Source organism: Bacillus sp. LR_5, assembly GCF_042709275.1.
The window spans coordinates 1-24,877 of the sequence record NZ_JAVAXX010000075.1 but is presented as its reverse complement, the minus strand read 5'-3'; the positions used below and the strand labels follow the sequence as shown (position 1 = coordinate 24,877).

The window sequence follows — 24,877 nt, the reverse complement described above, 5'->3', positions numbered from 1 at the left end:
GACAGAGAAGCCTGATTTGATTGTGCTTGATGTGATGCTTCCAAAACTGGACGGAATCGAAGTATGCAAGCAGCTGAGACAGCAAAAACTGATGTTTCCGATTTTAATGCTGACAGCGAAGGATGAGGAATTCGACAAAGTATTAGGGCTTGAGCTCGGTGCTGATGATTATATGACCAAGCCGTTCAGTCCAAGGGAAGTAAATGCAAGAGTCAAAGCGATTTTAAGGCGTTCGGAAATGGCTGCGCCCTCTAGTGAAATGAAAAACGATGAAATTGAAGGTCAGATCGTAATTGGCGATCTGAAAATCCTGCCTGATCATTATGAAGCGTACTTTAAAGAAAATCAGCTTGAGCTGACACCGAAAGAATTCGAACTGCTGCTGTATTTGGGCAGACATAAAGGCAGAGTGCTGACGAGAGATCTTTTGTTGAGCGCTGTCTGGAATTATGATTTTGCCGGAGATACGAGAATTGTTGATGTACATATCAGCCATCTCCGCGACAAAATTGAAAACAATACGAAAAAACCGATCTATATTAAAACGATTAGGGGATTGGGGTATAAACTGGAGGAGCCAAAAATGAATGAATAAATACCGTGTGCGCCTTTTTTCTGTACTCGTTGTCTGTATGATTCTGGTGTTTAGTGTCCTCGGGCTGTTTTTGCAGCAGCTCTTTGAAACATCTGATCAAAGGAAAGCAGAGGAACACATTGAAAAAGAAGCCAAATACATGGCTTCGCTTCTTGATGCCGGCAATCTGAATGATCAAGCAAATGAGAAAATCATTAAAGATGCAGGCGGCGCGCTTGATGTGAGCGCATCCGTTATCGATACAGACGGCAAGGTGCTGTACGGGTCAAACGGGAGAGCAGCAGATTCTCAAAAGGTGCGGGCGCTTGTTTCTGGCCACGAGGGTGTTCTTTCAACAGCGGATAACAAGCTTTATTACGGACTCTCGCTTAGAAGCGAAGGTGAAAAAACAGGATATGTGCTGCTTTCTGCCTCTAAAAAAAGCTACGGCTTGAAAGGCGAAATGTGGGGGATGCTGACGGCCAGTCTTTGTACCGCTTTTATCGTCATTGTTTATTTTTATTCCAGTATGACCTCACGCTATAAAAGGTCGATTGAAGCAGCGACAAACGTAGCGACAGAACTGTCCAAGGGGAACTACGATGCCAGGACATACGGCGGCTATATCAGGCGCTCTGATAAGCTCGGCCGTGCGATGAACAGTCTTGCTGTTGATCTGATGGAAATGACGAGAACGCAGGAAATGCAGCGGGACCGGCTGCTGACAGTCATTGAAAATATCGGCTCTGGGCTGATTATGATTGATGGAAGAGGCTTTATCAATCTCGTGAACAGGTCTTACGCCAAGCAGTTTCATATCAATCCGAATCAGATGCTGCGCCGTCTTTATCATGATGCATTTGAACATGAAGAAGTGATCCAGCTTGTCGAAGACATTTTTATGACGGAGACAAAGAAATGCAAACTGTTAAGGCTTCCGATCAAAATTGAACGGCGTTATTTTGAAGTGGACGGCGTACCGATTATGGGGCCGGACGATGAATGGAAAGGAATTGTGCTCGTTTTCCATGACATGACGGAGACGAAGAAATTAGAGCAGATGAGAAAGGATTTTGTGGCGAATGTTTCTCATGAGCTGAAAACGCCGATTACGTCCATTAAAGGGTTTACGGAGACGTTATTGGACGGGGCGATGGAGGACAAAGAAGCGCTTTCTGAATTTCTCTCTATTATTCTAAAGGAAAGCGAAAGGCTTCAGTCTTTGGTTCAGGATCTTCTCGATCTCTCAAAAATCGAGCAGCAAAATTTTACGCTCAGCATTGAAACGTTTGAACCAGCCAAAATGCTTGGTGAGATTGAAACGCTTCTTAAGCATAAGGCGGATGAGAAAGGTATCTCCTTACAACTGAATGTCCCGAAAGATCCGCTATACGTATCAGGCGACCCGTACAGGCTGAAACAGGTATTTCTTAATCTCGTAAACAATGCGTTAACCTACACGCCTGAAGGGGGCTCTGTAGCTATCAATGTAACGCCCAGAGAAAAAGACATTCAGATTGAAGTTGCCGATTCCGGAATCGGCATTCAGAAAGAAGAAATTCCTCGCATCTTTGAACGTTTTTACCGCGTAGATAAAGACAGAAGCAGGAATTCGGGCGGCACCGGCCTGGGCCTTGCAATCGTAAAGCATTTAATAGAGGCTCATGAAGGGAAAATCGATGTCAAAAGCGAGCCTGGACGGGGAACGGTCTTTACAGTGACGCTGAAACGGGCCGCTGAAAAGTCCGCCTAATGTTTACAAAGGTTTAACAATATCTTCATGCACTGTTAAACCTATGCTGGTAGGATGTAGTAGAACCCCTTCATCCAAGGAGCCAATTTTGACGGCGGGAACCATTTTGTGTTCCCGTCCTTTTTTGTGTCTTCTCCTCAGTTCACGTATTTTCCTTTCAAATTGAACTTTGTTAAAATAAGAGGAGCTAATGACTATGTAAGAGATGAATGGAAGCCTGAGGCTTCTTAGGAGGATATTGAATGACGGAACGAAAAAAATTAGTGCTTGTAGACGGAAACAGTCTGGCTTACCGGGCGTTTTTTGCATTGCCGCTGTTAAGCAATGATAAAGGTATTCATACGAATGCCGTATACGGCTTTGCAATGATTTTAATGAAGATGCTTGAGGATGAAAAACCGACGCACATGCTGGTTGCATTTGATGCCGGGAAAACAACATTTCGTCACGGCACATTTAAAGAATATAAAGGCGGCAGACAGAAAACCCCGCCTGAGCTTTCCGAACAAATGCCATTTATCCGCGAGCTCCTGGATGCCTATCAGATCAGCCGCTACGAACTGGAACAATACGAAGCCGACGATATTATCGGCACACTGGCCAAATCGGCTGAAAAAGACGGATTTGAAGTAAAGATTTTCTCAGGAGATAAGGATTTAACTCAGCTGGCAACAGACAAAACAACAGTTGCCATTACGAGAAAAGGAATTACCGATGTTGAATTTTACACACCGGAGCACGTCAAAGAGAAATACGGGCTTACGCCTGAACAAATCATTGACATGAAGGGTCTGATGGGCGATTCCTCGGATAATATTCCAGGTGTGCCCGGCGTCGGAGAAAAGACAGCGATTAAGCTCTTAAAACAGTTCGATTCCGTGGAAAAGCTGCTGGAGTCCATTGACGAGGTGAGCGGAAAGAAACTGAAGGAAAAGCTTGAGGAATTTAAGGATCAGGCATTGATGAGCAAGGAGCTTGCGACGATCATGACGGATGCGCCGATTGAGGTATCCGTTTCCGGCCTGGAATATCAAGGCTTTAATCGTGAACAGGTGATTGCCATCTTTAAAGATCTTGGATTCAACACGCTTCTTGAACGTCTTGGGGAAGACAGTGAAGAAGCAGAGCAGGATCAGGCATTAGAGGAAATTAAGGTCGAAACCGTCACAGACGTAACAAGCGGCATATTGGTTTCTCCATCCGCATTTGTCGTTGAACAGATTGGCGACAATTATCATGAAGAGCCGCTTCTCGGATTTTCGATCGTAAATGAAACGGGATCTTATTTTATTCCGAAAGACATTGCCGTGGAGTCTAAGGTGTTTAAAGAATGGGCGGAAAATGACGAGCAGAAGAAATGGCTTTTCGATAGCAAGCGGGCTGTTGTCGCTTTGCGCTGGCAGGGCATTGAGCTGAAGGGGGCGGAGTTTGATACGCTTCTTGCCGCTTATATCATCAATCCGGGCAATTCATATGATGACGTTGCGAGTGTGGCCAAGGATTACGGCCTGCATATCGTATCAAGCGACGAATCAGTTTATGGCAAAGGAGCAAAACGGGCGGTACCTTCAGAAGATGTACTGTCTGAGCACCTTGTCCGAAAAGCGTTAGCCATTCAAAGCCTGCGGGAAAAGCTTGTTCAGGAGCTGGAAAACAACGATCAGCTTGAGCTGTTTGAAGAGCTCGAAATGCCGCTTGCGCTTATTCTCGGCGAAATGGAATCAACTGGCGTCAAGGTCGATGTTGATCGTTTAAAACGAATGGGTGAAGAACTGGGTGCGAAGCTGAAGGAATATGAAGAAAAAATCCATGAGATTGCGGGAGAGCCGTTTAATATCAATTCTCCGAAACAGCTCGGCGTCATCTTGTTTGAAAAGATCGGCCTGCCTGTCGTGAAAAAAACAAAAACAGGCTATTCAACGTCTGCTGATGTGCTTGAAAAGCTGGCTGACAAGCATGAGATTGTCGACTATATTTTGCAGTACAGACAAATTGGCAAGCTTCAATCGACATATATCGAAGGGCTTTTAAAGGTGACGAGACCGGATTCGCATAAGGTGCACACGCGCTTTAACCAGGCTTTAACGCAAACAGGCCGTCTCAGCTCGACTGATCCGAATCTGCAAAACATTCCGATCAGGCTTGAAGAAGGGCGTAAAATCCGCCAAGCTTTTGTTCCATCTGAAAAAGACTGGCTTATTTTTGCAGCCGATTACTCACAAATCGAGCTGCGGGTGCTTGCCCATATTTCAAAGGATCAAAATCTTATCGAAGCTTTTACAAATGATATGGATATTCATACGAAAACGGCAATGGATGTGTTCCATGTTGCCGAGGATGAAGTGACTTCTGCGATGAGACGCCAGGCGAAAGCGGTCAACTTTGGCATCGTATACGGCATCAGCGATTACGGGCTGTCACAGAACCTCGGCATTACCCGGAAGGAAGCCGGAGCATTCATCGAACGCTATTTGGAAAGCTTCCAAGGCGTAAAAGCGTACATGGAAGATTCAGTTCAGGACGCGAAGCAAAAAGGATACGTGACAACGCTTATGCATCGCCGCCGTTACATTCCTGAGTTGACGAGCCGAAACTTTAATATCCGCAGTTTTGCGGAGCGTACGGCAATGAATACGCCGATTCAAGGAAGCGCAGCTGATATTATAAAAAAAGCCATGATTGATATGGCTGCCAAGCTGAAAGAAAAACAGCTGAAAGCAAGACTGCTGCTTCAAGTACACGATGAATTGATTTTTGAAGCGCCGCAAGAAGAAATTGAAATTCTTGAAAAGCTTGTTCCTGAAGTGATGGAACATGCGCTTGCATTAGATGTGCCGTTAAAGGTGGACTTTGCATCAGGCCCATCTTGGTACGATGCGAAATAAACAGAGATAGGAAGTGATGGATGTGCCGGAATTACCAGAGGTTGAAACGGTCCGGCGCACTCTGACCGGGCTTGTAAAGGGAAAAACAATCAAATCGGTAGAGATCAGATGGCCGAATATCATCAAACGGCCTGCCGAACCGGAGGAATTTGCGCGAAATCTAGCAGGAGAAACGATACAGTCTATCGGAAGACGGGGAAAGTTTTTGCTGTTTCATTTAGATCATTATGTCATGGTTTCCCACCTTCGAATGGAAGGGAAATACGGGCTTCATCAAGCGGAGGAGCCAGACGATAAACACGTGCATGTCATATTCACGATGACAGACGAAACACAGCTTCGCTACAGGGATGTGCGGAAGTTTGGGACCATGCACTTATTTAAACCGGGAGAGGAAGCGGGCGAGCTCCCTCTTTCTCAATTAGGGCCGGAACCGGATGCAGAAGAATTTACGAGTGCATATTTAAAAGAACGGCTTGCCAAAACAAACCGTGCTGTCAAAACCGCCCTACTGGATCAGAAAACAGTTGTGGGACTCGGGAACATTTATGTGGACGAGGCTCTTTTCAGAGCGGGTGTCCATCCTGAGACGAAAGCAAATCAATTATCAGACAAAACAATCAAAACACTTCATGCTGAAATCAAAAACACCCTGCAGGAGGCGATTGACGCGGGCGGCAGCACAGTCCGCTCGTATATCAACTCCCAAGGGGAAATTGGAATGTTCCAGCTGCAGCATTTTGTGTACGGAAAAAAAGACGAGCCGTGCAAAAATTGCGGAACGATGATTTCAAAAATTGTCGTCGGAGGCAGGGGCACGCATTTTTGCGCGAAGTGCCAGAAAAAAAAGTAGCATAATGCTTCATCGTCCAAGCTGTCGGTGCATATATCAGTAACTCTGTAATAGAGGATGCCATTTTCGAAACACGGATTTTTCACTTTACCATATATATGATTGTGATGAATCCCGGGCATTTCACATCTGATACAAGAGCACCAACAGAAAGGAAGAAACGGATATGCAAATGGTTTCTATACTGCTGCTGGCGTTGGCTGTCAGCTTGGACAGTTTTTCAGTCGGATTTACGTACGGATTGAGAAAAATGAAAATACCGTTTAAAGCGATTTTAATTATCGCCTGCTGTTCCGGTGCTGTCATGTTTATATCCATGCTGATCGGAAGCTTTCTTACAAAGTTTTTTCCTGTATATGTAACGGAGAAGCTTGGCGGTTTGGTATTGGTCGGAATCGGTGCGTGGGTTCTGTATCAATTTTTCAAACCGGCAAAAGACAAAGAATACTTATTGCATGAAAAAACGCTGCTTAATTTAGAGGTTCGGTCATTAGGGATTGTGATTCATATTTTGAGAAAACCTATGAGTGCGGATATCGACAAATCGGGTGTGATCAATGGAATTGAGGCGGTCTTGTTGGGATTTGCCTTATCGATTGATGCCTTCGGAGCAGGTATTGGCGCAGCCATTCTCGGTTTTTCACCGATTGTGATGAGCATCGCCGTGGCAATCATGAGCTCGCTGTTTGTATCAATCGGAATCAATGCCGGCCATTTTCTGTCTAAGTGGAAATGGATTGATAAGATGGCGTTTTTGCCGGGGCTTCTGCTGATCACGATTGGGCTCTGGAAATTGTAAAAAGGAGTGGATCTCTTGACCTTAGTCATTGGTTTAACGGGAGGAATAGCTAGCGGCAAAAGTACGGTAGCCAATATGCTGATTGAAAAAGGAATAACAGTTATAGATGCAGATATCATTGCCAAACAAGCGGTAGAAAAAGGGATGCCGGCCTACCGGCAAATCATTGACGAATTCGGTGAAGACATCCTGCTCCCAAACGGTGATATAGATCGAAAAAAGCTTGGGGCACTGGTATTTACAAATGAACAAAAGCGTCTTGCTTTAAATGCAATTGTTCATCCCGCAGTCAGGCAGGAAATGCTCAATCACCGTGATGAAGCCATAGCAAATCGCGAGGCATTTGTTGTATTAGATATCCCGCTATTGTTTGAAAGCAAATTGGAATCTTTAGTTGATAAAATTATTGTGGTCAGTGTGACCAAAGAGCTTCAGCTGGAACGTCTGATGAAGCGCAATCAGCTGACGGAAGAAGAGGCGGTCAGCCGTATCCGTGCCCAAATGCCCTTAGAGGAAAAAACAGCAAGAGCAGATCAAGTCATCGATAACAGCGGCACGCTTGCAGAGACCAAACAGCAGCTTGATGAAATCATTACTAGCTGGGCAGAATACAAAAACACCGTTCGTTAGAACGGTGTTTTTGTCATTAAAAATCAAAGTTGTCCGGATCAGGACCGACGCGCAGGTTTTCATTCAGCGCATCGATTCGGTTCATGTCATCCTGTGCTAACTCAAAGTCAAACACATTGGCATTTTCTTTAATGCGGTGTTCCTTCGTTGATTTAGGAATCGTAATGATGCCATGCTGCAGATCCCAGCGCAAAATAATTTGTGCTGCTGATTTGTTATATGTTTGAGCGATGTCTGCCAGTACAGGGTGATCCAGCAGCTGTCCCTGCATTAAAGGTGACCAAGCTTCCATCTGGATGCCTTGTTTTTTGCAGTATGCCATCAGCTCTTTTTGTGTAAGACACGGGTGAAATTCCACTTGGTTGATCATAGGCTTTATTTCAGCAGCCGTCATCAGGTCTTCAAGATGATGGATTTGGAAGTTGCTCACGCCGATCGCTTTGACACGGCCTTCTTTATACAGAGTTTCAAGCGCTCTCCAGGCTTCTTTATATTTTCCTTCTACAGGCCAGTGGATAAGATATAGATCTAAATAATCCAAACCGAGTTTTGACACGCTTGCTTCAAATGCGGCAAGTGTTTCCTCGTAGCCTAAATCTGCATTCCACACTTTTGATGTAATAAACAGATCCTCTCTTGAGATGCCTGTTTCTTCAATGCCTTGCCGAAGCCCTTCTCCGACTCCAGCTTCATTTCCGTAGATAGCGGCAGTATCAATACTGCGGTATCCGTGAACAATGGCGGCTCTAACTGCGTTTACCAGTTCAGATCCTTCTTCCACTTGGAATACGCCTAGGCCGAACCATGGCATTTTTACTCCGTTATGAAGTGTTGCTGCTGCTTGTAAATGTGTTGTCATATTGATTTCCTCCTTTAAAATTGTCAGGCTTCTTGTTGATCCCGTTTTTCCATCAAGCGGCTCCAGCCTGTTAAGATAACTGCACCGACTACCATTAATCCGCCTATCCAAGCGGTATGAATCAGTCCGATTGAATCGGTGATCACACCTCCAAGATATGAGCCAAGCGCAATCCCTGCATTAAAGGCAGCGATATTCATTGCGGATGCGACATCAACTGCACTCGGGACAAAACGCTCAGCCAGCATGACGACATACACCTGAAGGCCGGGCACATTCATAAAGGCCAGCAATCCCATACAGAGAATGGTGATAAGGCCTGCTGTTTGATATGGAGCCGTAAATGTCAGCGTGAATAGAACGAGTGCCTGTACGATAAACATATAGAATAAAGCGGCAATCGGATTTCGGTTTGACAGCTTTCCGCCAATCATATTGCCGATTGCAATGGCAATTCCGTATACGAGCAGGATCACTGCCACAGTTCCGGCATTGAAGCCTGTTACTTCCTGAAGCAGGGGAGACAGGTACGTGAATACAACGAATGTTCCTCCGTATCCAAGAGCTGTAATGACAAATAGAAGCAATAACCGGCCGTTTGTCACAAGCTTCAATTGATCCCTTATCGTTGTTTTCGTCCCTTTTCGTAATTTGGACGGGACAAGAATGCCATTTGTAATGAAAGCAATGATTCCGACGACGATAATGACCATAAAGGCAAAACGCCAGCCGAGCTGCTGGCCGATAAACGTGCCGAAAGGAACTCCGGTTACAGTTGCCACAGTGAGCCCTGTAAACATTATCGAAATCGCGCTAGCCCTTTTATCCTCAGGGACGATATCCGCTGCGATTGTCGAACCGATCGACATAAACACACCGTGCGAAAAAGCTGATATCACACGTGCTGCTAATAAAATCCCGATGCTTGAAGCGGTAGCGGCCATCGTATTCCCGGCAATAAAAATCAACATGATCCAAAGCAATAGCGTCTTACGTGACATGCTTGAGGTCAATGAAGTTAATATAGGTGCACCGAATGTAACGCCAAGCGCATAAAGGGAAACGGTCAATCCCGCTGTTGTGACAGGGATGTGCAGGTCATCAGAAATGAGCGGCAAAAGGCCGACGCTGATAAATTCGGTTGTTCCTATGGCGAATGCACTTACGGCCAAAGCCAGGAGTGCAGGAATGCTGCTTTTATTGGCTGAAGTCATCATGTTCCTCCTTTGTATGATGTGTTGTATGATTGAAATTCTGCCGAGTAAGCTATATAAATAAAAAAGAGCAGATTCAAATCAGCCGGCAAATGTGATTATGAAAGATATCGTCAAAAAAGAAAAGTACGTACTTTTAAGTGCTATAGTCACTTTTTAGTGCCTGTAAGGAGAGTGAACCGCATGGAGCAGAAAAAATATAACATTTCAGTTGAAGCGACTCTTGAAGTGATCGGCGGGAAATGGAAATGCGTCATTTTATGCCACCTGACGCACGGAAAAAAACGCACGAGTGAATTAAAGCGCCTGATGCCTAACATCACGCAAAAAATGCTGACCCAGCAACTGCGCGAGCTGGAAGCGGACGGTGTCATTAACCGGATCGTGTACAATCAGGTTCCTCCCAAAGTGGAATACGAGCTTAGCGAATACGGCCGCAGCTTAGAAGGGATTTTAGACATGCTGTGTGCTTGGGGAGCGAATCATATTAACAAAGTGTACGGAGATACATTTTCAGTGTTAGAAGAAAGTGTGCTCAATGATAAGTTAAAACAGGAATCATAAAAAATGAGAGCAGTCAGTGCGGAACGCTGGCTGCTTTTTGGTTCTTACGCCTAATTTGTGTGCAAGAAAATATATAATGCATCATAAATTAGCGTTGTAATCGTTGATTTTTATCAATATGTACTGGCGAATTCACTTTAATGTGTTATACTAATTACAGATCACAACAAATTAGAATGGCATAATTGATAAGGGGTGTCCAACATGAAGGTAAAAGTAGCGATCAACGGGTTTGGAAGAATCGGGAGAATGGTTTTTAGAAAAGCAATGTTAGACGATCAAATTCAAGTAGTGGCCATTAACGCCAGCTATTCCGCAGAAACGCTGGCTCATTTAATAAAGTATGACACAAATCACGGCAGGTACGACAAAGAGGTTGTGGCTGGTGAAGACAGCCTGATCGTGAATGGAAAGAAAGTGCTTTTGTTAAACAGCCGTGATCCAAAACAGCTGCCTTGGCGGGAATATGATATTGACATTGTCGTCGAAGCGACAGGGAAGTTTAATTCAAAAGATAAAGCGATGGGTCATATAGAAGCGGGGGCCAAAAAAGTCATTCTGACTGCTCCGGGAAAAAATGAAGACGTTACCATTGTGATGGGAGTAAATGAGGACCAATTCGACGCCGACCGCCATGTCATTATTTCAAATGCGTCATGCACGACAAATTGCCTTGCGCCTGTTGTAAAAGTGCTGGATGAAGAATTTGGCATTGAGAGCGGGCTGATGACTACAGTTCACGCATATACGAATGACCAGAAAAATATTGATAATCCGCATAAAGATTTGCGCCGGGCGCGTGCATGCGGTGAATCCATCATTCCGACGACAACAGGAGCGGCAAAGGCGCTTTCGCTCGTGCTGCCGCATCTGAAAGGAAAGCTTCACGGCCTTGCCTTGCGCGTCCCTGTTCCAAACGTCTCACTGGTTGATCTCGTTGTCGATCTGAAAACTGATGTAACGGCTGAAGAGGTAAACGAGGCATTTAAACGGGCTGCCAAAACTTCGATGTACGGCGTTCTTGATTATTCAGATGAACCGCTCGTTTCGACTGACTATAATACAAATCCGCATTCAGCGGTCATTGACGGGCTTACGACAATGGTAATGGAAGACAGAAAAGTAAAGGTGCTCGCATGGTATGACAACGAATGGGGCTACTCATGCAGAGTCGTTGATCTGATCCGCCATGTAGCGGCACGAATGAAACATCCGTCTGCTGTATAAAATAAGGTCATGGACGCATTTTGAAGAAAAAACCCTTAACAGCATATTTCTGAAAAAACGCACCTTGCAAATTAGACTTAAACACAGTATACTATTTTTCGTGAACTTCTTGCTTGAGACTGTTTCGGAATTACTTAAAGGGTTAGGACCTCTCCGGACTAACTTTCCCCCGTGGTAAATGGCCGACCCAGTTGTTGGAATTTCACTTTTTAATTCTTGTTAAGGGGGGTCCATGACTATGGAAACAATGGGGCGTCACGTTATCTCCGAGCTATGGGGATGCGATTTTGATAAGCTGAATGACATGGATTTTATTGAAAAAACGTTTGTAAATGCTGCTCTAAAATCAGGTGCTGAGGTGCGCGAGGTTGCATTTCACAAATTTGCACCGCAAGGCGTAAGCGGAGTTGTGATTATTTCTGAATCACACTTAACAATTCACAGTTTTCCTGAGCACGGATATGCGAGCATTGATGTTTATACTTGTGGAGACTTAGATCCTAATGTCGCTGCTGATTACATCGCAGAGGCATTACATGCTGATACAAGAGAAAACATTGAAATACCAAGAGGAATGGGGCCTGTGCAAATTAAACAGGCGCAAGCGAAAGTACTATAGTAAACACGAACACAAAGGGAGCTGAAGCTAGAAAGCCATTATGCGCTTTTTAGCTTATGCTCCTTTTATTTTTATAAAGAAACAAGGGTGGTCCAGCTTTTTCTTTTTTCGTTTTTTTTGTAAAATAAGAAAGAGATTTTCACAAACCACCAGATGCTGTAGACACAGCTTTACACAACGGCTCTCCCGACAGATGCTTTCACATCTATTTTAAAAGGCGGAGGCTGCCGAAAATACATTGCAGGGAACGAAATAGTTGGGAGCTGATTTTATTGAAATGTCCTTCATGCCAGCATAACGGAACGAGAGTCCTCGATTCACGGCCTGTGGATGACGGAAAATCGATTCGCCGAAGACGCGAGTGTGAATCCTGCCACTACCGGTTTACGACCTTTGAGAAAGTGGAGGAAACCCCGCTCATCGTCGTGAAAAAAGAAGGTGTGCGTGAGGAATTCAGCAGAGAAAAAATGCTGCGCGGTCTCATAAAAGCATGTGAAAAAAGACCTGTTTCACTCAAAACGCTTGAAGACATGTGCTTTGATATTGAAAAAGAACTTCGCAATCAAGGCTGCTCTGAGGTGAAAAGCGAGCTCGTCGGAGAAATGGTGATGGACCGGCTGGCTAAGATTGATGAAGTCGCATATGTACGGTTCGCGTCAGTCTATCGGCAGTTTAAAGATATAAACGTCTTTATCGACGAATTAAAAGACTTAATAAAGAAAGAGCGTTAAAAGAGCTAAGAGGATTCTTCTAGCTCTTTTCTCATGTGCAAAATTGGCATTTGATAGATATGAGAAACGGTGTAAAATGAAAGGTAGAAACAAATTCGGAAGGTTTGAGAATGTATGGCTGACTATTGGAAAGATGTACTGCCTGTAGATCCGTATGTGGTCAAAAGCAGATCGATGCTGCAGGATATAGACAGACAAATTATTACACAACTGTATCAGCCCTTAATCGGCCCTGTTGCATTCTCTCTTTATATGACATTGTGGGGAGAGCTTGAACAAAACCGTCTGTGGGGCGGAGAGTCCACACATAGACAGCTGATGGGGATGACACAGTCTAACTTAAAAACGATCCATCAGGAACAGGGGAAGCTCGAAGGCATCGGATTGCTAAAAGTATATATGAAGGAATCCGAGCGGCAGGAGCGCCTCTTTATATATGAACTCCTTCCGCCGCTCAGGCCAAATGATTTTTTTGAAGACGGAATGCTGAATGTTTTTCTGTACAATAGAGTCGGAAAAACAAAATATCAGCAATTAAAACAATTTTTCACGCACCCGGCCATTTCAGAAGATGCGAAGGACATTACGCGGCCGTTTAATCATGCGTTTGAATCGCTGCAGCCGAGTGAATGGAAGCTCACATCTGATATGGAGGACACGGTGAGACTTGCGCAGGGCACAGAGTATACTTCTGTCGGACAGGCACCGTCCTACACCATAACGGAGGATGTGTTTGATTTTGATTTGTTTTTAGCGGGACTTTCTGAGACGATGATTCCGAGAAAAGCAATGACTCAGCAGGTGCGGGACACAATCAAAAAGCTTTCTTATCTGTACGGCATAGATCCTTTGCAGATGCAAAATGTCGTGATGAGCGCGATTGATGAGCGTGACGTCATTACGACGGAGGCTTTAAGAAAAGCGGCAAGTGACTGGTATCAAATCGAAAGAAACGGACAGCTGCCTGACTTAGTGGAAAAAACACAGCCGGTGCATCTGCGTGAAGGCGAAAAACCGGCGGAAGGGGATTCGCTGGACGGGAAACTGATCGCATTGCTTGAGGCGATTTCTCCGAAGAAGCTTCTGCAGGACATTGCCGACGGAACTGAGCCGTCAAAAGCTGATCTGAAAATCATAGAAGAAATTATGTTTGAACAGAAGCTCGAGCCAGGCGTTACAAATGTGTTAATTTATTACGTCATGCTGAAAACCGATATGAAGCTGTCGAAAAACTATATCCAAAAAATCGCGTCGCATTGGGCGCGCAAAAAGGTAAAAACGGTCAGAGAAGCGATGAAGCTCGCGATAGAAGAAAACCGCCAATACCTTGAATGGGCTGAAGGGAAAGCAAATCAGCCATCAAAACGAAACTCAAAAGTGATTCGCGAAGAAAAACTTCCTGACTGGATGAAAGAAAAGGAAACAGCCTCCGATTCAGAATCCGGACAGCAGAAGCTGCAACCTCAGGATTTGGAAGAACAGAAGAAAAAGATGATGGAAGAGATGCAAAAACTGAAAAAATACTCTGCCTATTAAAGACAGAGATGCGGGGTGAAGTAATAGATGGAACCAATCGGCCGTTCCCTGCAGGGCGTAACCGGCAGACCGGATTTCCAAAAACGTCTTGAACAAATGAAGGAAAAAGTCATGAAGGATCAAGATGTTCAGGCATTTTTGAAGGAAAACGAAGAAATGATTGATCAAAAAATGATTGAAAAGAGCTTAAATAAGCTTTATGAATATAGCGGACAAAGCAAGAATTGCTCCTATTGTTCAGAAGATGAAGATTGCAACAATCTGTTGGAGGGCTACCATCCGAAGCTTGTTGTCAATGGCCGTTCTATTGATATCGAGTATTATGAATGTCCGGTCAAACGGAAGCTCGACCAACAGAAAAAACAAAAGTCTCTTATGAAAAGCATGTATATCCAGCAGGACCTTCTCGGAGCGACATTCCAGCAGGTTGATATCAGTGATCCGAGCAGGCTCGCGATGTTCCAGCATGTTACGGATTTTCTGAAAAGCTATAATGAGACGGGAAAAGGGAAAGGACTATATTTATACGGGAAATTCGGGGTGGGAAAAACGTTTATGCTCGCTGCGATTGCCAATGAACTGGCGGAAAAAGAGTATTCCTCCATGATCGTATATGTACCCGAATTTGTGAGAGAGCTCAAGAATTCGCTTCAAGACCATTCATTGGAAGAGAAGCTCAATATGGTCAAAACAACACCTGTATTGATGCTTGATGACATCGGAGCGGAATCAATGACGAGCTGGGTAAGGGATGAAGTCATCGGAACGGTGCTTCAGCACAGAATGTCCCAGCAGCTTCCGACGTTCTTTTCTTCTAATTTCTCACCTGACGAACTGAAGCATCATTTTACGTATTCGCAAAGGGGAGAAAAGGAAGAAGTAAAAGCGGCAAGATTAATGGAGCGGATATTATATTTGGCTGCTCCAATCCGCCTTGACGGAGAAAACCGCCGCCATCCGTAATCGCTGCGGTTCAAAGGGGAAGGAACTGAGGGTATGAAACGAAAAACCGCTCTTAAATGGCTGGCAGTGCTGGCCGTTGCAGGTTTAATCTTTTGGGGAAATAAAAGGTATTTGAATGTATCGCCGAAAGAGATCAGGGTATGGATATTGTCATTCGGGGTCTTTGCACCGCTGATGTTTATCGGGATATCCATCGTCAGACCTCTTGTTTTATTTCCGGTGTCTGTTATTTCTATAGCGGGCGGGCTTGCATTTGGCCCGCTTCTCGGCACGCTTTACACGTTATTCGGTTCGATGTGCGCCTCAGCTGTTTCGTTTTTTGCAGCGGGTTTGTTTGCTGCGAAAAAGAACGGCCATTACGAAAAGCTGGAAGCCATTCAGAAGCAGATGGAGGATAACGGATTTTTTTATATCTTTCTTTTAAGAATCCTGCCGATCAATTTTGATTTCGTCAGTTATGCGGCAGGTCTTTCCAATGTCAAAGCGCTGCCATATTTTGCGGCGACGGCCGCGGGAATCATCCCTGGGACCATTGCGCTTAATGTGCTGGGTGCGAGCTTTTTGGCTGGCAATCTGCCCGCTTTCTTTATGGTGCTCGCTTTGTATATCGTGTTTATCTCGCTGCCGTTCATCTTCAGAAAGAAAATGCAAAACTTGTTCCAAGAATCAAATTAAGATTTGCCAATGACCTTTACGTCTATTTTAAAAACATCCCCCATATACTTGTAACAGATGCCGTAAGGGGGGACAAACATGCTTGAAATAATCTTTGAAGATGACCATGATGCAGCCGCTTTTTTACATCTCATTCAGCATTCGGACGATCGGAACAATATCATTGTCCGTGAAGGCATACGGAAAATCGGGATTGAAAAAGCTAAGCCGGCTTTCTCTATTCAGCATTTTATGGAGCCGATTCTGGTCAAGTTTTTTTTAGAATGCAAAGAAGACGAGCATATGCTGTCATTGATTGAGGGAACATACTGCTTCACGGACCAGGATGAACAGCAGCAAATCCTTCAGCTCGCACACAGTATTATTGAAGGAGAAGCGGACGATCTGCCGTTTGAGCCGCTAAAGCTTTCGCGGAAACAATCAATTTTGGATGAACTCCAAACGATTTGTTTAGAGGAAGGCTTATTTTCCATTCGTTCCTTTCAGACCTTCCGACTCGGACAATACTACAAGCAGCTTAGAGACATTACGGAAGCGGCGATAGATGAATATAAGATGGAACAGGAATATCAAAACTTTATTCAAACACTCAGAGACTATGTAACAGCAAAACAGCCGCGAATCAAAAAGGTGCATATTGTCCATGATGGTTCATTTACATTATGGGAACTGCGCTATGTGCCGGAACGGGAAAAAATGAAATACATAGACAGGCGATTTGTCCGCGATCATCCTATGTACATTGATTCTCATTTGCTCGCGCCGCTGATTTCCATTGCGCCTGATGAAGTGGTGCTTTACACCGACCAGCCCGAGCACATGATGGCAAGGACCATTCAAAACGTATTTCAAGAGAGAATGGAAATGCTTCCGCTGCACGCTTTTTCAGGTGCAGAAATACCGGTAAAGCACTCAGAAGGATAAGGGCCGGCAGCCTGTATATATAAGGCTGTCGGTTTGAAAAAAGGAAATACGATCGTGTTGATTTTTTGGATTGAACAATTTATAATACATAGGAGATTAAGAAAGACACACGTATTGATAAGGACACGAAGGAATGATACCGGCTCAAAGAGAGGGAAGCCCCGGCTGCAAGCTTCCCAGCTAAGGACCATTCACTTTACCGCCTTTGAACTTCAGCTGTGAACCCCTTTAAAGGAGCAGTAATGGCTGACGGGAACTCCCGTTACAGAGCTTAGAGCCGCAGTTGCCGGAGTATTGGCTTTGCGGAAAAAAGGGTGGAACCACGATTCCGTTTATTCAACCTCGTCCCTTTCATAGGGGGCGGGGTTTTTATATGCAAAAAAGGAGTGACATAGATGTCAGATATGGTAAAAATCACATTTCCTGATGGAGCAGTCAAGGAGTTTGCGAAAGGAACAACAACAGAAGATATCGCGGCATCCATCAGTCCGGGATTAAAGAAAAAATCATTAGCCGGAAAACTGAACGGAAAAGAAATCGATTTGAGAACACCGATCAATGAAGACGGTACAGTGGAAATCATTACTGAAGGCTCAGAAGAAGGTCTTCAAATTATGCGCCATAGTACGGCTCACTTGCTTGCTCAAGCGATTAAACGCATTTATAAAGATGTCAAATTCGGTGTCGGTCCGGTCATCGAAAACGGTTTTTACTACGATGTAGAAATGGAAGAAGCGATTACACCGGAGGATCTGCCGAAAATCGAGAAAGAAATGAAAAAAATCGTCAATGCGAACCTCCCGATCGTTCGAAAAGAAGTCAGCCGTGAAGAAGCGAAAGCCCGTTTTGCAGAAATCGGCGACGACCTGAAGCTTGAACTATTGGATGCCATTCCTGAAGGAGAAACCGTTTCGATCTATGAGCAAGGCGAATTCTTTGACCTGTGCCGCGGCGTGCACGTTCCTTCAACCGGAAAAATCAAAGAGTTTAAGCTGTTAAGCCTTGCAGGCGCATACTGGCGCGGTGACAGCAACAACCAAATGCTTCAGCGCGTATACGGCACAGCTTTCTTCAAAAAAGCTGATCTTGAAGAGCATCTTCGCATGCTTGAAGAAGCGAAAGAGCGTGACCACAGAAAGCTCGGCAAAGAATTAAAGCTGTTTGCGAACTCTCAAAAAGTCGGACAAGGCCTGCCGCTTTGGCTGCCAAAAGGCGCGACAATCCGCCGCGTCATCGAGCGCTACATTGTTGATAAAGAAATCAGCCTCGGCTATGAGCATGTATACACACCTGTGCTTGGGAGCAAAGAGCTGTATGAAACATCAGGACACTGGGATCATTATCAAGAAGGCATGTTCCCTCCGATGGAAATGGACAATGAAACCCTTGTGTTGCGTCCAATGAACTGCCCGCACCATATGATGATTTACAAACAAGACATTCACAGCTACCGCGAGCTTCCGATTCGTATTGCGGAGCTGGGAACGATGCACCGCTATGAAATGTCAGGTGCGCTGTCAGGGCTTCAACGCGTACGTGGCATGACGTTAAATGATGCACACATCTTTGTGCGCCCGGATCAAATTAAGGATGAGTTTATCCGTACAGTCCGTTTAATCCAGGATGTATATGAAGATTTCGGTTTAAGTGATTACACATTCCGTCTGTCTTACCGTGATCCGGAAGATACAGAGAAATATTTTGATGACGATGAAATGTGGAACAAAGCACAATCCATGCTGAAAGAGGCAATGGACGAAATCGGCCATGACTATTACGAAGCAGAAGGTGAAGCGGCATTCTACGGCCCTAAACTTGATGTTCAGGTGAAAACAGCGATTGGCAAAGAAGAAACATTGTCTACGGTTCAGCTTGACTTCTTATTGCCTGAACGTTTCGATCTAACCTATATCGGTGAAGACGGCAAGCAGCACCGTCCGGTTGTTATTCACAGAGGTGTCGTATCAACAATGGAACGATTTGTTGCCTTCTTAATCGAAGAACACAAAGGCGCGCTGCCAACATGGCTTGCACCGGTTCAGTTCCAAGTCATCCCGGTATCTCCGGCTGTGCATTTAGACTACGCGAAAAAAGTGCAGGAACGCCTGCAGCGTGAAGGCCTGCGTGTAGAAGTCGACAGCCGCGATGAAAAAATTGGCTACAAAATTCGCGAAGCGCAAATGCAAAAAATTCCGTACATGCTTGTGGTCGGTGACCAAGAAGCAGAAAACGGAGCGGTAAACGTCCGTAAGTACGGAGAGCAGAACTCTGAAACCATTTCACTAGATGATTTTGTGAAAAAGGCAGTATCTGAAGCGAAAAAATAACATAAAAAAGCATGATCTCATTGAAGAGATCATGCTTTTTTTATTTCTCTAATATAGGAAACAAATCATGAAGGCTGCTGATGATGTAATCAGGCGTCACATCGGTTTCGTTTTTCTTATCTGTCCGATTAATCCAAACAGTTTTGATACCGGCTCTTGAAGCGCCTAAAATATCAGTATTCAAATTATCGCCGACCATGATCGCATCGTCTTTTTCAATATTCATCAGCTTAAGGCAGTGTTCAAAAATTGAAACATCCGGTTTCCCTTTTCCGAAAGCGCCCGAGATGACGATTTCATTGAAATAAGGTGCGAGTTCAGGCACGCCGGCGAGCTTCTCCTTTTGCAGACTCGGATCGCCGTTTGTCAAAAGCAGCAATTCATATTTGCCTTTTAATTGATCGAGTACAGCAAATGTTTCATCATATACAAAAGGACGTTTTCTGCGCTCTGCCGCGAAAAACTCTCCCAAGTATTCGCCATATGCAGGATCATCGATGCCAAGCGCTTTCAGTCCGTTTGTCCATGCGTTTCTTCTGTACTCCGGCACAATCTTGTTCAGCTTCTGAAAGCCTTCACTGATCGGTTCGGAGAAATTGGACCACAGTCCTTCAAACGGGTTAATGCCGATCATCACTGTATATGGATACGTCTCATATGACATGTACAATTCTCTCGCCGCTTCGCGAACAGCTGCTTCGAATGCCTGCGGGTCAAGGCCATATTTTTTCTCCGCCTGTAAACAAGTTTCTGCAAATGTTGTTCTGACGCTTTTTTCGTCCCAAAGTAGTGTATCGTCTAAATCAAAAAATACGGCTTTCATGATCTTCTCCTCTGCTTCAGATTCAAATCTTTCTGCCAAAAGGCTCACATTTTATTTTACAATAGATAAAAGCCTTGTGAAATATGTTTTCAGACGATTTTAAAAAAACAGTCAGCCGTGAAACGAAAACATGCTAGAATGAAAACGGAAAGAACAGGTGACATGCATGATTCATTTAATGATTATGATGCTTGAGAGGGTAGGGATTATCGTTATATTGGGCTTCATTCTCGCCCATACGAAGCTTTTCAGACAAGCTTTGCAAAATCAGGACGGCTATAAAGGAAAAGTGGTTTTAATCTCTATTTTTTCTCTCTTCAGTATCATCAGCAATTATACAGGTATCGAAATTCAAAAAAATATGATTGTAAACAATGACTGGGTGTTTGCGATAGATCCGTCGGGCTCTATCGCGAATACCCGTATTTTGGGCGTGGAAATCGGAGGCCTTCTCGGAGGTCCGTTTGTAGGAGCGGGGATCGGTATACTGGCAGGCCTGCACCGTTTTTCGCTCGGCGGCAGCACGGCCTTAAGCTGTGCGGTATCATCCGTTTTAGCGGGTGTTCTTGCAGGCTTGATCGGCAGGTATTTTACGAAGCGGTACCGAATGCCGACACCGCGTATCGCCGCTCTTGTGGGAATCGGCATGGAGTCACTGCAGATGGTGATTATTTTGCTGATGGCGAAGCCATTCAGTGACGCTTGGGAGCTTGTCAGCATGATCGGGATTCCGATGATACTCATCAACGGAACAGGCAGTTTTATTTTCCTGTCGATTATTCAAGCGATCATCCGCAAGGAAGAGCAGGCAAGGGCGCTTGAAACGCACAGAGTGCTGACAATTGCTGACCAGACGCTTCCTTTTTTTCGCCAAGGTCTAAACGAAAACTCCTGTAAAAGTGTGGCGGCTATTATCCATAAGCTGACCGGAACAGATGCGGTGTCTCTCACTGACAATGAGAAGATCCTTGCGCATGTCGGCGCGGGAATGGATCACCACATCCCATCAAAAAGCTTGATCACCGGCCTGTCCAAAAAGGTGATAAAAACAGGGCAAATCATGAAGGCGATTTCCCAGGAAGAGATTGAATGCACGCATTCTGAATGTCCTTTGCATGCGGCGATTGTCCTGCCGCTGACATCAAACGGCAATACAATCGGCACTTTAAAAATGTATTTTAAAAACCCGGCTGGCCTGAGCCAAGTAGAGGAGGAGCTTGCTGAGGGGCTGGCCATGCTGTTTTCGACACAGCTTGAGCTTGGGGAAGCAGAGCTGCAAAGCAAGCTTCTCAAGGATGCTGAAATCAAAGCGCTTCAAGCACAGGTGAATCCGCATTTTTTATTTAATGCGATCAATACGATTTCTGCGTTATGCCGCACGGATGTTGAAAAAACACGTAAGCTCTTATTGCAGCTCAGTGTTTATTTTCGTTCAAACCTTCAAGGAGCGAGACAGCTGCTGATTCCGCTCTCAAAGGAGCTGAACCACCTCCACGCCTATTTATCATTAGAACAGGCGCGTTTTCCCGGGAAATATAAGATTGAGCTGAATATCGACAGCAGGCTGGAACAGATTGAAATCCCTCCGTTTGTTTTACAGGTGCTTGTGGAAAACGCGCTTCGTCATGCGTTTCCGAAAAAACAAGACATGTGTAAAGTTACGGTCTGTGTCTTATCTGATGATACATTCGTCTATATGAAGGTGACGGATAACGGACGGGGAATTCCGCCGGACATCCTGCCGGAGCTGGGAAAGAAACCGTTTCCGTCTAAGGAGGGAACCGGTACAGCGCTTTATAACCTGAATCAGCGGCTGGTCGGTTTATTCGGACAGCAAGCCGCACTGAATATCAGGAGTGAGGTTCAGAAAGGGACAGAGGTTTCCTTTCGAGTGCCAATGCAACAGATGAAAGAGGGAGAAGAACATGCTCAGGGTGTTAATAGTTGATGATGAGATGCTGGCAAGGGATGAACTGGCTTACTTGCTCAAGCGGACCAATGAGGAAATAGAAATCAATGAAGCGGAAAATATCGAATCTGCTTTTGACCAAATGATGGATCAAAAACCTGATTTGCTGTTTTTAGACGTTGATTTATCCGGAGAAAACGGTTTTGATATCGCAAAGCGATTGAAAAAAATGAAGCATCCTCCTGCTGTTGTATTTGCGACAGCGTATGACCAATATGCGCTCAAAGCGTTTGAGGTGGACGCTCTTGATTATTTAACTAAGCCTTTCGATGAGGAAAGAATTCAGCAAACGCTGAAAAAATATAAAAAAGTAAATCGGGATATCGTTGAAATAGAACAGAACAGCCATGCCGGCCAGCATAAACTCGCGCTATCTGTCGGAGAATCAATTGTAATCATAGATACGAAGGACATTATCTATGCTGGGACGGAAGATGGTCATGTCAATGTAAAAACCTTCGATACATCTTATTCGGTCAGCGATACGCTCGTTGTGATTGAGAAAAAGCTGCCTGATGCTGACTTTATCCGCGTCCATCGAAGCTTTGTCGTCAATACCGAATATATTAAAGAAATTCAGCCGTGGTTTAATTCAACGTACAATCTGATCATGAAAGACGGATCAAAAATACCGGTCAGCCGGACATATGCAAAGGAATTGAAAAAGCTGCTCCATATTTGATGGGCGGCTTTTTGCATTTCAGCCATTTGATTCTGCAACTCAGTCCCGCTATTCGGCATGTTATCTTGTAAGCGCTTCATAACAGGGGATTCTTATTTATAATGAGGGTACCAAAGAGAAAGAGGTGAAGAAAATGAGTGCTAAAAAAGTGTACGGGTTTTTAACACAAGCATTTATTTTTGCCGTCATTATGCTGGTTTCGAATATGATTGCAGCTATTGTCCCGATACCTATCCCGGCATCGGTTGTAGGGTTGGTCTTATTATTTCTTCTATTATGTTTGAAAGTCATTAAATTGGAACAAGTAGAAACGCTCGGAACGTCTTTAACCTCTCTGATCGGGTTTTTATTTGTCCCGTCAGGTATATCTGTTATGAATTCGCTAGGTGTGATGCAGCAATACGGTTTGCAAATTGTTCTTGTCATTCTGCTCGCAACGATCATTTTGCTAGGGGCTACAGGATTGTTTTCTCAGCTGATTCTTTCGCTGAGCGGAAAACGCAAATCCGCAGCGGACATGAAAACAAAAACAGTGCAAAGTCCGCAGAACAATAAAGAACTCGTTCACCATTAAGGAAACAGGAGGTTCATCAGATGGAAAGCACAATGAGTCCTTATTTCGGAATTGTCGTATCACTTGCTGCATTCGGCATCGGCACCTTTTTATTTAAGAAAACGAAAGGCTTCTTCCTTTTCACTCCTTTGTTTGTTGCCATGGTGCTTGGGATCGCATTTTTAAAAATTGGCGGTTTTTCCTATGCGGACTATAATAACGGGGGAGAAATCATTAAGTTTTTCCTTGAACCGGCGACGATCGCTTTTGCAATTCCTCTTTACAAACAAAGAGATAAGCTGAAAAAATACTGGTGGCAAATCATGTCCTCCATTATTGTCGGCTCTATCTGCTCTGTCACGATTGTTTATTTGCTCGCAAAAGGTATTCACCTTGATGCGGCAGTGATGAAAAGCATGCTTCCGCAGGCGGCTACAACGGCAATTGCGCTTCCTCTATCAAAAGACATTGGAGGCATCAGCGACATCACTGCCTTTGCGGTCATCTTTAACGCTGTAATTGTTTATGCGCTCGGAGCATTGTTCTTGAAGGTGTTTAAAGTAAAGAATACCATTTCTAAAGGATTGGCTCTCGGAACGTCCGGACATGCACTCGGTGTAGCCGTCGGGATCGAGATGGGAGAAGTCGAAGCTGCGATGGCAAGTATTGCGGTTGTCGTAGTAGGAGTGGTAACGGTTCTTGTCATTCCTGTGTTCGTGCAGCTGATCGGAGGATAAGCCAAGGCTGAAAGCCTTGGCTTTTTCTATTTTATGGTGCGTCTTCGGGATCGATATATCCTTGTTTAATGCCCCATTCCACTTGATCGTCATGCCATTTTTTTCGTTCTTCATAACCATAGCCATCGTCATTAGGAAGCTCTGAAGCCGGCTGTTGAATGGTATCATCTGTCTGTTTCGAGGAAGGTGGTGCATGTTGGCTATTAGATGAGTGTGCTTCGGTCTGCTGCCGTTGTGCTTGCGATTGCCGCTTTTTTTCAGCATTCTCTTCCTGCTCTTTTTGGATTGCTGCCTGTCTCTGTCTTTCAAGCTCAGCTTGTCTTTCAGCTTCCGCTAATCGCTGTCTCTCCGCTTCTTCCTCCTGCTGTTTCTTTCGTTTCGCCTCTCGCTCTTTTTCACGTTTTTTTGCGGCCTCGATTTGTCTTTGTTTCTCTGCTTCTTCTTTTGCTTTCAGCTTTCCTAATTCAGCAGCGAGCGGACTTTCAAACTTCATTTCCAATGAAACGGGTTTTAGTTTTTTCAGCTCTAGTTCCTTTTGGTTAAATGCTACGGCTGTCTTAACCGTTTCAGCTTTTGGTTCGGAAGATGTGCTGCTATTCGAGCAACCGGTTACTATCAATGTGAAAAATAAAGCAAGCTGTATCAGTTTGTTCATGTGTCAGACTCCCTTCTGCTTGCTATATCGGTTAGGGATTAACTTTACTTTACATTTTTTCCTGTCAGTGGTTTCATGATAAACTGTGAAATAAGGAGAAGGATGGGGGAGACTATTGATTCTTCATATAACAGAATCAGGGTACACTATCCTTGGCGCATGGTCTTTATTGATGGCGGGGGTGTCAGCGGCTGGATGTGGGAACAGCAAATCAGCTATTTTCAGCCTATCCGGGGATCGGCCACCGCTGGCTGAACCGATGTTATTCAACAGAACACTTGATGCGTGGCTAAGCCGTTCAGAAACTTTACATTCTGGATGAGGA

General features: G+C 44.6%; 23 protein-coding genes and 1 pseudogene. 20 read left to right on the top strand and 4 right to left on the bottom strand.

Going from position 1 to position 24,877, the window contains the following annotated elements:
• The 6 genes and pseudogenes from phoP to coaE all read left to right on the top strand — a co-directional run.
• The coding region (gene phoP / locus RAC86_RS16620) for a two-component system response regulator PhoP (RefSeq protein ID WP_377885882.1) at positions 1–595 on the top strand (595 nt) is incomplete at its 5' end.
• Positions 588–2,327 carry a sensory box histidine kinase PhoR gene (gene phoR / locus RAC86_RS16615; protein WP_072566674.1) on the top strand — a complete coding sequence of 580 codons (1,740 nt, stop codon included), beginning with the start codon at positions 588–590 and terminating at the stop codon, positions 2,325–2,327. The genes phoP and phoR, both read left to right, overlap by 8 nt.
• Before the next feature lie 242 nt (positions 2,328–2,569).
• Positions 2,570–5,212, top strand: coding sequence for a DNA polymerase I (gene polA / locus RAC86_RS16610; RefSeq protein ID WP_072566673.1), 2,643 nt, complete (start codon positions 2,570–2,572; stop codon positions 5,210–5,212).
• Between the two features lie 22 nt (positions 5,213–5,234).
• A complete protein-coding gene (gene mutM / locus RAC86_RS16605) occupies positions 5,235–6,065 on the top strand; it encodes a DNA-formamidopyrimidine glycosylase (protein ID WP_014114746.1) in 831 nt (276 codons plus the stop codon).
• Between the two features lie 148 nt (positions 6,066–6,213).
• Positions 6,214–6,864, top strand: a pseudogene (gene ytaF, locus RAC86_RS16600) (sporulation membrane protein YtaF); the annotation flags it as partial.
• A gap of 15 nt (positions 6,865–6,879) precedes the next feature.
• On the top strand, positions 6,880–7,494 hold the full coding sequence (gene coaE, locus RAC86_RS16595; RefSeq protein ID WP_061186751.1) for a dephospho-CoA kinase: 615 nt from the start codon (positions 6,880–6,882) through the stop codon (positions 7,492–7,494).
• A 16-nt stretch (positions 7,495–7,510) separates the two neighbouring features.
• Here the strand turns inward: coaE and RAC86_RS16590 are convergent, their stop codons facing one another.
• Complete coding sequence (locus RAC86_RS16590) at positions 7,511–8,353, bottom strand: aldo/keto reductase (protein WP_072566672.1); 843 nt, start codon at positions 8,351–8,353, stop codon at positions 7,511–7,513.
• A 23-nt stretch (positions 8,354–8,376) separates the two neighbouring features.
• The gene (locus RAC86_RS16585; RefSeq protein WP_072566671.1) at positions 8,377–9,567 is read right to left on the bottom strand and encodes an MFS transporter; all 1,191 of its coding nucleotides are present in this window, start codon (positions 9,565–9,567) and stop codon (positions 8,377–8,379) included.
• 183 nt (positions 9,568–9,750) lie between these two features.
• Here RAC86_RS16585 and RAC86_RS16580 point away from each other — a divergent pair, with 183 nt between their 5' ends.
• The 9 genes from RAC86_RS16580 (at position 9,751) to thrS (ending at position 19,133) form a co-directional block, all read left to right on the top strand.
• Positions 9,751–10,131 carry a winged helix-turn-helix transcriptional regulator gene (locus RAC86_RS16580; RefSeq protein ID WP_061186748.1) on the top strand — a complete coding sequence of 127 codons (381 nt, stop codon included), beginning with the start codon at positions 9,751–9,753 and terminating at the stop codon, positions 10,129–10,131.
• A 204-nt stretch (positions 10,132–10,335) separates the two neighbouring features.
• Positions 10,336–11,358 carry a glyceraldehyde-3-phosphate dehydrogenase gene (locus RAC86_RS16575; RefSeq protein ID WP_072566670.1) on the top strand — a complete coding sequence of 341 codons (1,023 nt, stop codon included), beginning with the start codon at positions 10,336–10,338 and terminating at the stop codon, positions 11,356–11,358.
• A gap of 238 nt (positions 11,359–11,596) precedes the next feature.
• On the top strand, positions 11,597–11,977 hold the full coding sequence (gene speD, locus RAC86_RS16570) for an adenosylmethionine decarboxylase (RefSeq protein ID WP_003223584.1): 381 nt from the start codon (positions 11,597–11,599) through the stop codon (positions 11,975–11,977).
• A gap of 272 nt (positions 11,978–12,249) precedes the next feature.
• On the top strand, positions 12,250–12,708 hold the full coding sequence (gene nrdR, locus RAC86_RS16565) for a transcriptional regulator NrdR (protein WP_003223586.1): 459 nt from the start codon (positions 12,250–12,252) through the stop codon (positions 12,706–12,708).
• A 114-nt stretch (positions 12,709–12,822) separates the two neighbouring features.
• The gene (dnaB, locus tag RAC86_RS16560) at positions 12,823–14,244 is read left to right on the top strand and encodes a replicative helicase loading/DNA remodeling protein DnaB (RefSeq protein ID WP_072566669.1); all 1,422 of its coding nucleotides are present in this window, start codon (positions 12,823–12,825) and stop codon (positions 14,242–14,244) included.
• Between the two features lie 27 nt (positions 14,245–14,271).
• A complete protein-coding gene (gene dnaI / locus RAC86_RS16555; protein WP_014114738.1) occupies positions 14,272–15,207 on the top strand; it encodes a primosomal protein DnaI in 936 nt (311 codons plus the stop codon).
• Positions 15,208–15,240: 33 nt separating this feature from the next.
• Positions 15,241–15,882 carry a TVP38/TMEM64 family protein gene (locus tag RAC86_RS16550; protein ID WP_014114737.1) on the top strand — a complete coding sequence of 214 codons (642 nt, stop codon included), beginning with the start codon at positions 15,241–15,243 and terminating at the stop codon, positions 15,880–15,882.
• A gap of 78 nt (positions 15,883–15,960) precedes the next feature.
• The gene (ytxC, locus tag RAC86_RS16545; RefSeq protein ID WP_061186745.1) at positions 15,961–16,806 is read left to right on the top strand and encodes a putative sporulation protein YtxC; all 846 of its coding nucleotides are present in this window, start codon (positions 15,961–15,963) and stop codon (positions 16,804–16,806) included.
• 395 nt (positions 16,807–17,201) lie between these two features.
• Positions 17,202–19,133 carry a threonine--tRNA ligase gene (thrS, locus tag RAC86_RS16540; protein ID WP_041521035.1) on the top strand — a complete coding sequence of 644 codons (1,932 nt, stop codon included), beginning with the start codon at positions 17,202–17,204 and terminating at the stop codon, positions 19,131–19,133.
• A 40-nt stretch (positions 19,134–19,173) separates the two neighbouring features.
• Here thrS and RAC86_RS16535 read toward each other — a convergent pair whose 3' ends face one another.
• A complete protein-coding gene (locus RAC86_RS16535) occupies positions 19,174–19,956 on the bottom strand; it encodes an HAD family hydrolase (protein ID WP_061186744.1) in 783 nt (260 codons plus the stop codon).
• Between the two features lie 166 nt (positions 19,957–20,122).
• Here RAC86_RS16535 and lytS point away from each other — a divergent pair, with 166 nt between their 5' ends.
• The 4 genes from lytS to lrgB all read left to right on the top strand — a co-directional run bounded on the left by lytS (position 20,123) and on the right by lrgB (position 23,897).
• Positions 20,123–21,904: a two-component system sensor histidine kinase LytS gene (lytS, locus tag RAC86_RS16530; RefSeq protein WP_061186743.1), complete on the top strand. Its 1,782-nt coding sequence runs from the start codon at positions 20,123–20,125 to the stop codon at positions 21,902–21,904.
• A complete protein-coding gene (lytT, locus tag RAC86_RS16525; RefSeq protein ID WP_014114733.1) occupies positions 21,882–22,607 on the top strand; it encodes a two-component system response regulator LytT in 726 nt (241 codons plus the stop codon). The genes lytS and lytT overlap by 23 nt, the downstream gene beginning before the upstream one ends.
• Before the next feature lie 133 nt (positions 22,608–22,740).
• Positions 22,741–23,181, top strand: a complete 441-nt coding sequence (gene lrgA / locus RAC86_RS16520; protein ID WP_014114732.1) for an antiholin-like murein hydrolase modulator LrgA — start codon at positions 22,741–22,743, stop codon at positions 23,179–23,181.
• Between the two features lie 20 nt (positions 23,182–23,201).
• Positions 23,202–23,897, top strand: a complete 696-nt coding sequence (lrgB, locus tag RAC86_RS16515; protein WP_072566668.1) for an antiholin-like protein LrgB — start codon at positions 23,202–23,204, stop codon at positions 23,895–23,897.
• Between the two features lie 31 nt (positions 23,898–23,928).
• Here lrgB and RAC86_RS16510 read toward each other — a convergent pair whose 3' ends face one another.
• A complete protein-coding gene (locus RAC86_RS16510) occupies positions 23,929–24,552 on the bottom strand; it encodes a hypothetical protein (protein ID WP_072566667.1) in 624 nt (207 codons plus the stop codon).
• Between the two features lie 102 nt (positions 24,553–24,654).
• Here RAC86_RS16510 and RAC86_RS16505 point away from each other — a divergent pair, with 102 nt between their 5' ends.
• Positions 24,655–24,807, top strand: a complete 153-nt coding sequence (locus RAC86_RS16505; protein ID WP_236827512.1) for a hypothetical protein — start codon at positions 24,655–24,657, stop codon at positions 24,805–24,807.
• The last annotated feature ends 70 nt before the right edge of the window (positions 24,808–24,877 follow it).

Coding starts and splice junctions, on each gene's coding strand:
- RAC86_RS16535 (WP_061186744.1), bottom strand. CDS start 19,956: ATGAAAGCCGTATTTTTTGATTTAGACGATACACTACTTTGGGACGAA.
- speD (WP_003223584.1), top strand. CDS start 11,597: ATGGAAACAATGGGGCGTCACGTTATCTCCGAGCTATGGGGATGCGAT.
- RAC86_RS16550 (WP_014114737.1), top strand. CDS start 15,241: ATGAAACGAAAAACCGCTCTTAAATGGCTGGCAGTGCTGGCCGTTGCA.
- lrgA (WP_014114732.1), top strand. CDS start 22,741: ATGAGTGCTAAAAAAGTGTACGGGTTTTTAACACAAGCATTTATTTTT.
- RAC86_RS16575 (WP_072566670.1), top strand. CDS start 10,336: ATGAAGGTAAAAGTAGCGATCAACGGGTTTGGAAGAATCGGGAGAATG.
- RAC86_RS16505 (WP_236827512.1), top strand. CDS start 24,655: ATGGGGGAGACTATTGATTCTTCATATAACAGAATCAGGGTACACTAT.
- lrgB (WP_072566668.1), top strand. CDS start 23,202: ATGGAAAGCACAATGAGTCCTTATTTCGGAATTGTCGTATCACTTGCT.
- RAC86_RS16510 (WP_072566667.1), bottom strand. CDS start 24,552: ATGAACAAACTGATACAGCTTGCTTTATTTTTCACATTGATAGTAACC.
- lytT (WP_014114733.1), top strand. CDS start 21,882: ATGCTCAGGGTGTTAATAGTTGATGATGAGATGCTGGCAAGGGATGAA.
- polA (WP_072566673.1), top strand. CDS start 2,570: ATGACGGAACGAAAAAAATTAGTGCTTGTAGACGGAAACAGTCTGGCT.
- ytxC (WP_061186745.1), top strand. CDS start 15,961: ATGCTTGAAATAATCTTTGAAGATGACCATGATGCAGCCGCTTTTTTA.
- thrS (WP_041521035.1), top strand. CDS start 17,202: ATGTCAGATATGGTAAAAATCACATTTCCTGATGGAGCAGTCAAGGAG.
- dnaB (WP_072566669.1), top strand. CDS start 12,823: ATGGCTGACTATTGGAAAGATGTACTGCCTGTAGATCCGTATGTGGTC.
- RAC86_RS16585 (WP_072566671.1), bottom strand. CDS start 9,567: ATGACTTCAGCCAATAAAAGCAGCATTCCTGCACTCCTGGCTTTGGCC.
- lytS (WP_061186743.1), top strand. CDS start 20,123: ATGATTCATTTAATGATTATGATGCTTGAGAGGGTAGGGATTATCGTT.
- RAC86_RS16580 (WP_061186748.1), top strand. CDS start 9,751: ATGGAGCAGAAAAAATATAACATTTCAGTTGAAGCGACTCTTGAAGTG.
- dnaI (WP_014114738.1), top strand. CDS start 14,272: ATGGAACCAATCGGCCGTTCCCTGCAGGGCGTAACCGGCAGACCGGAT.
- RAC86_RS16590 (WP_072566672.1), bottom strand. CDS start 8,353: ATGACAACACATTTACAAGCAGCAGCAACACTTCATAACGGAGTAAAA.
- phoR (WP_072566674.1), top strand. CDS start 588: ATGAATAAATACCGTGTGCGCCTTTTTTCTGTACTCGTTGTCTGTATG.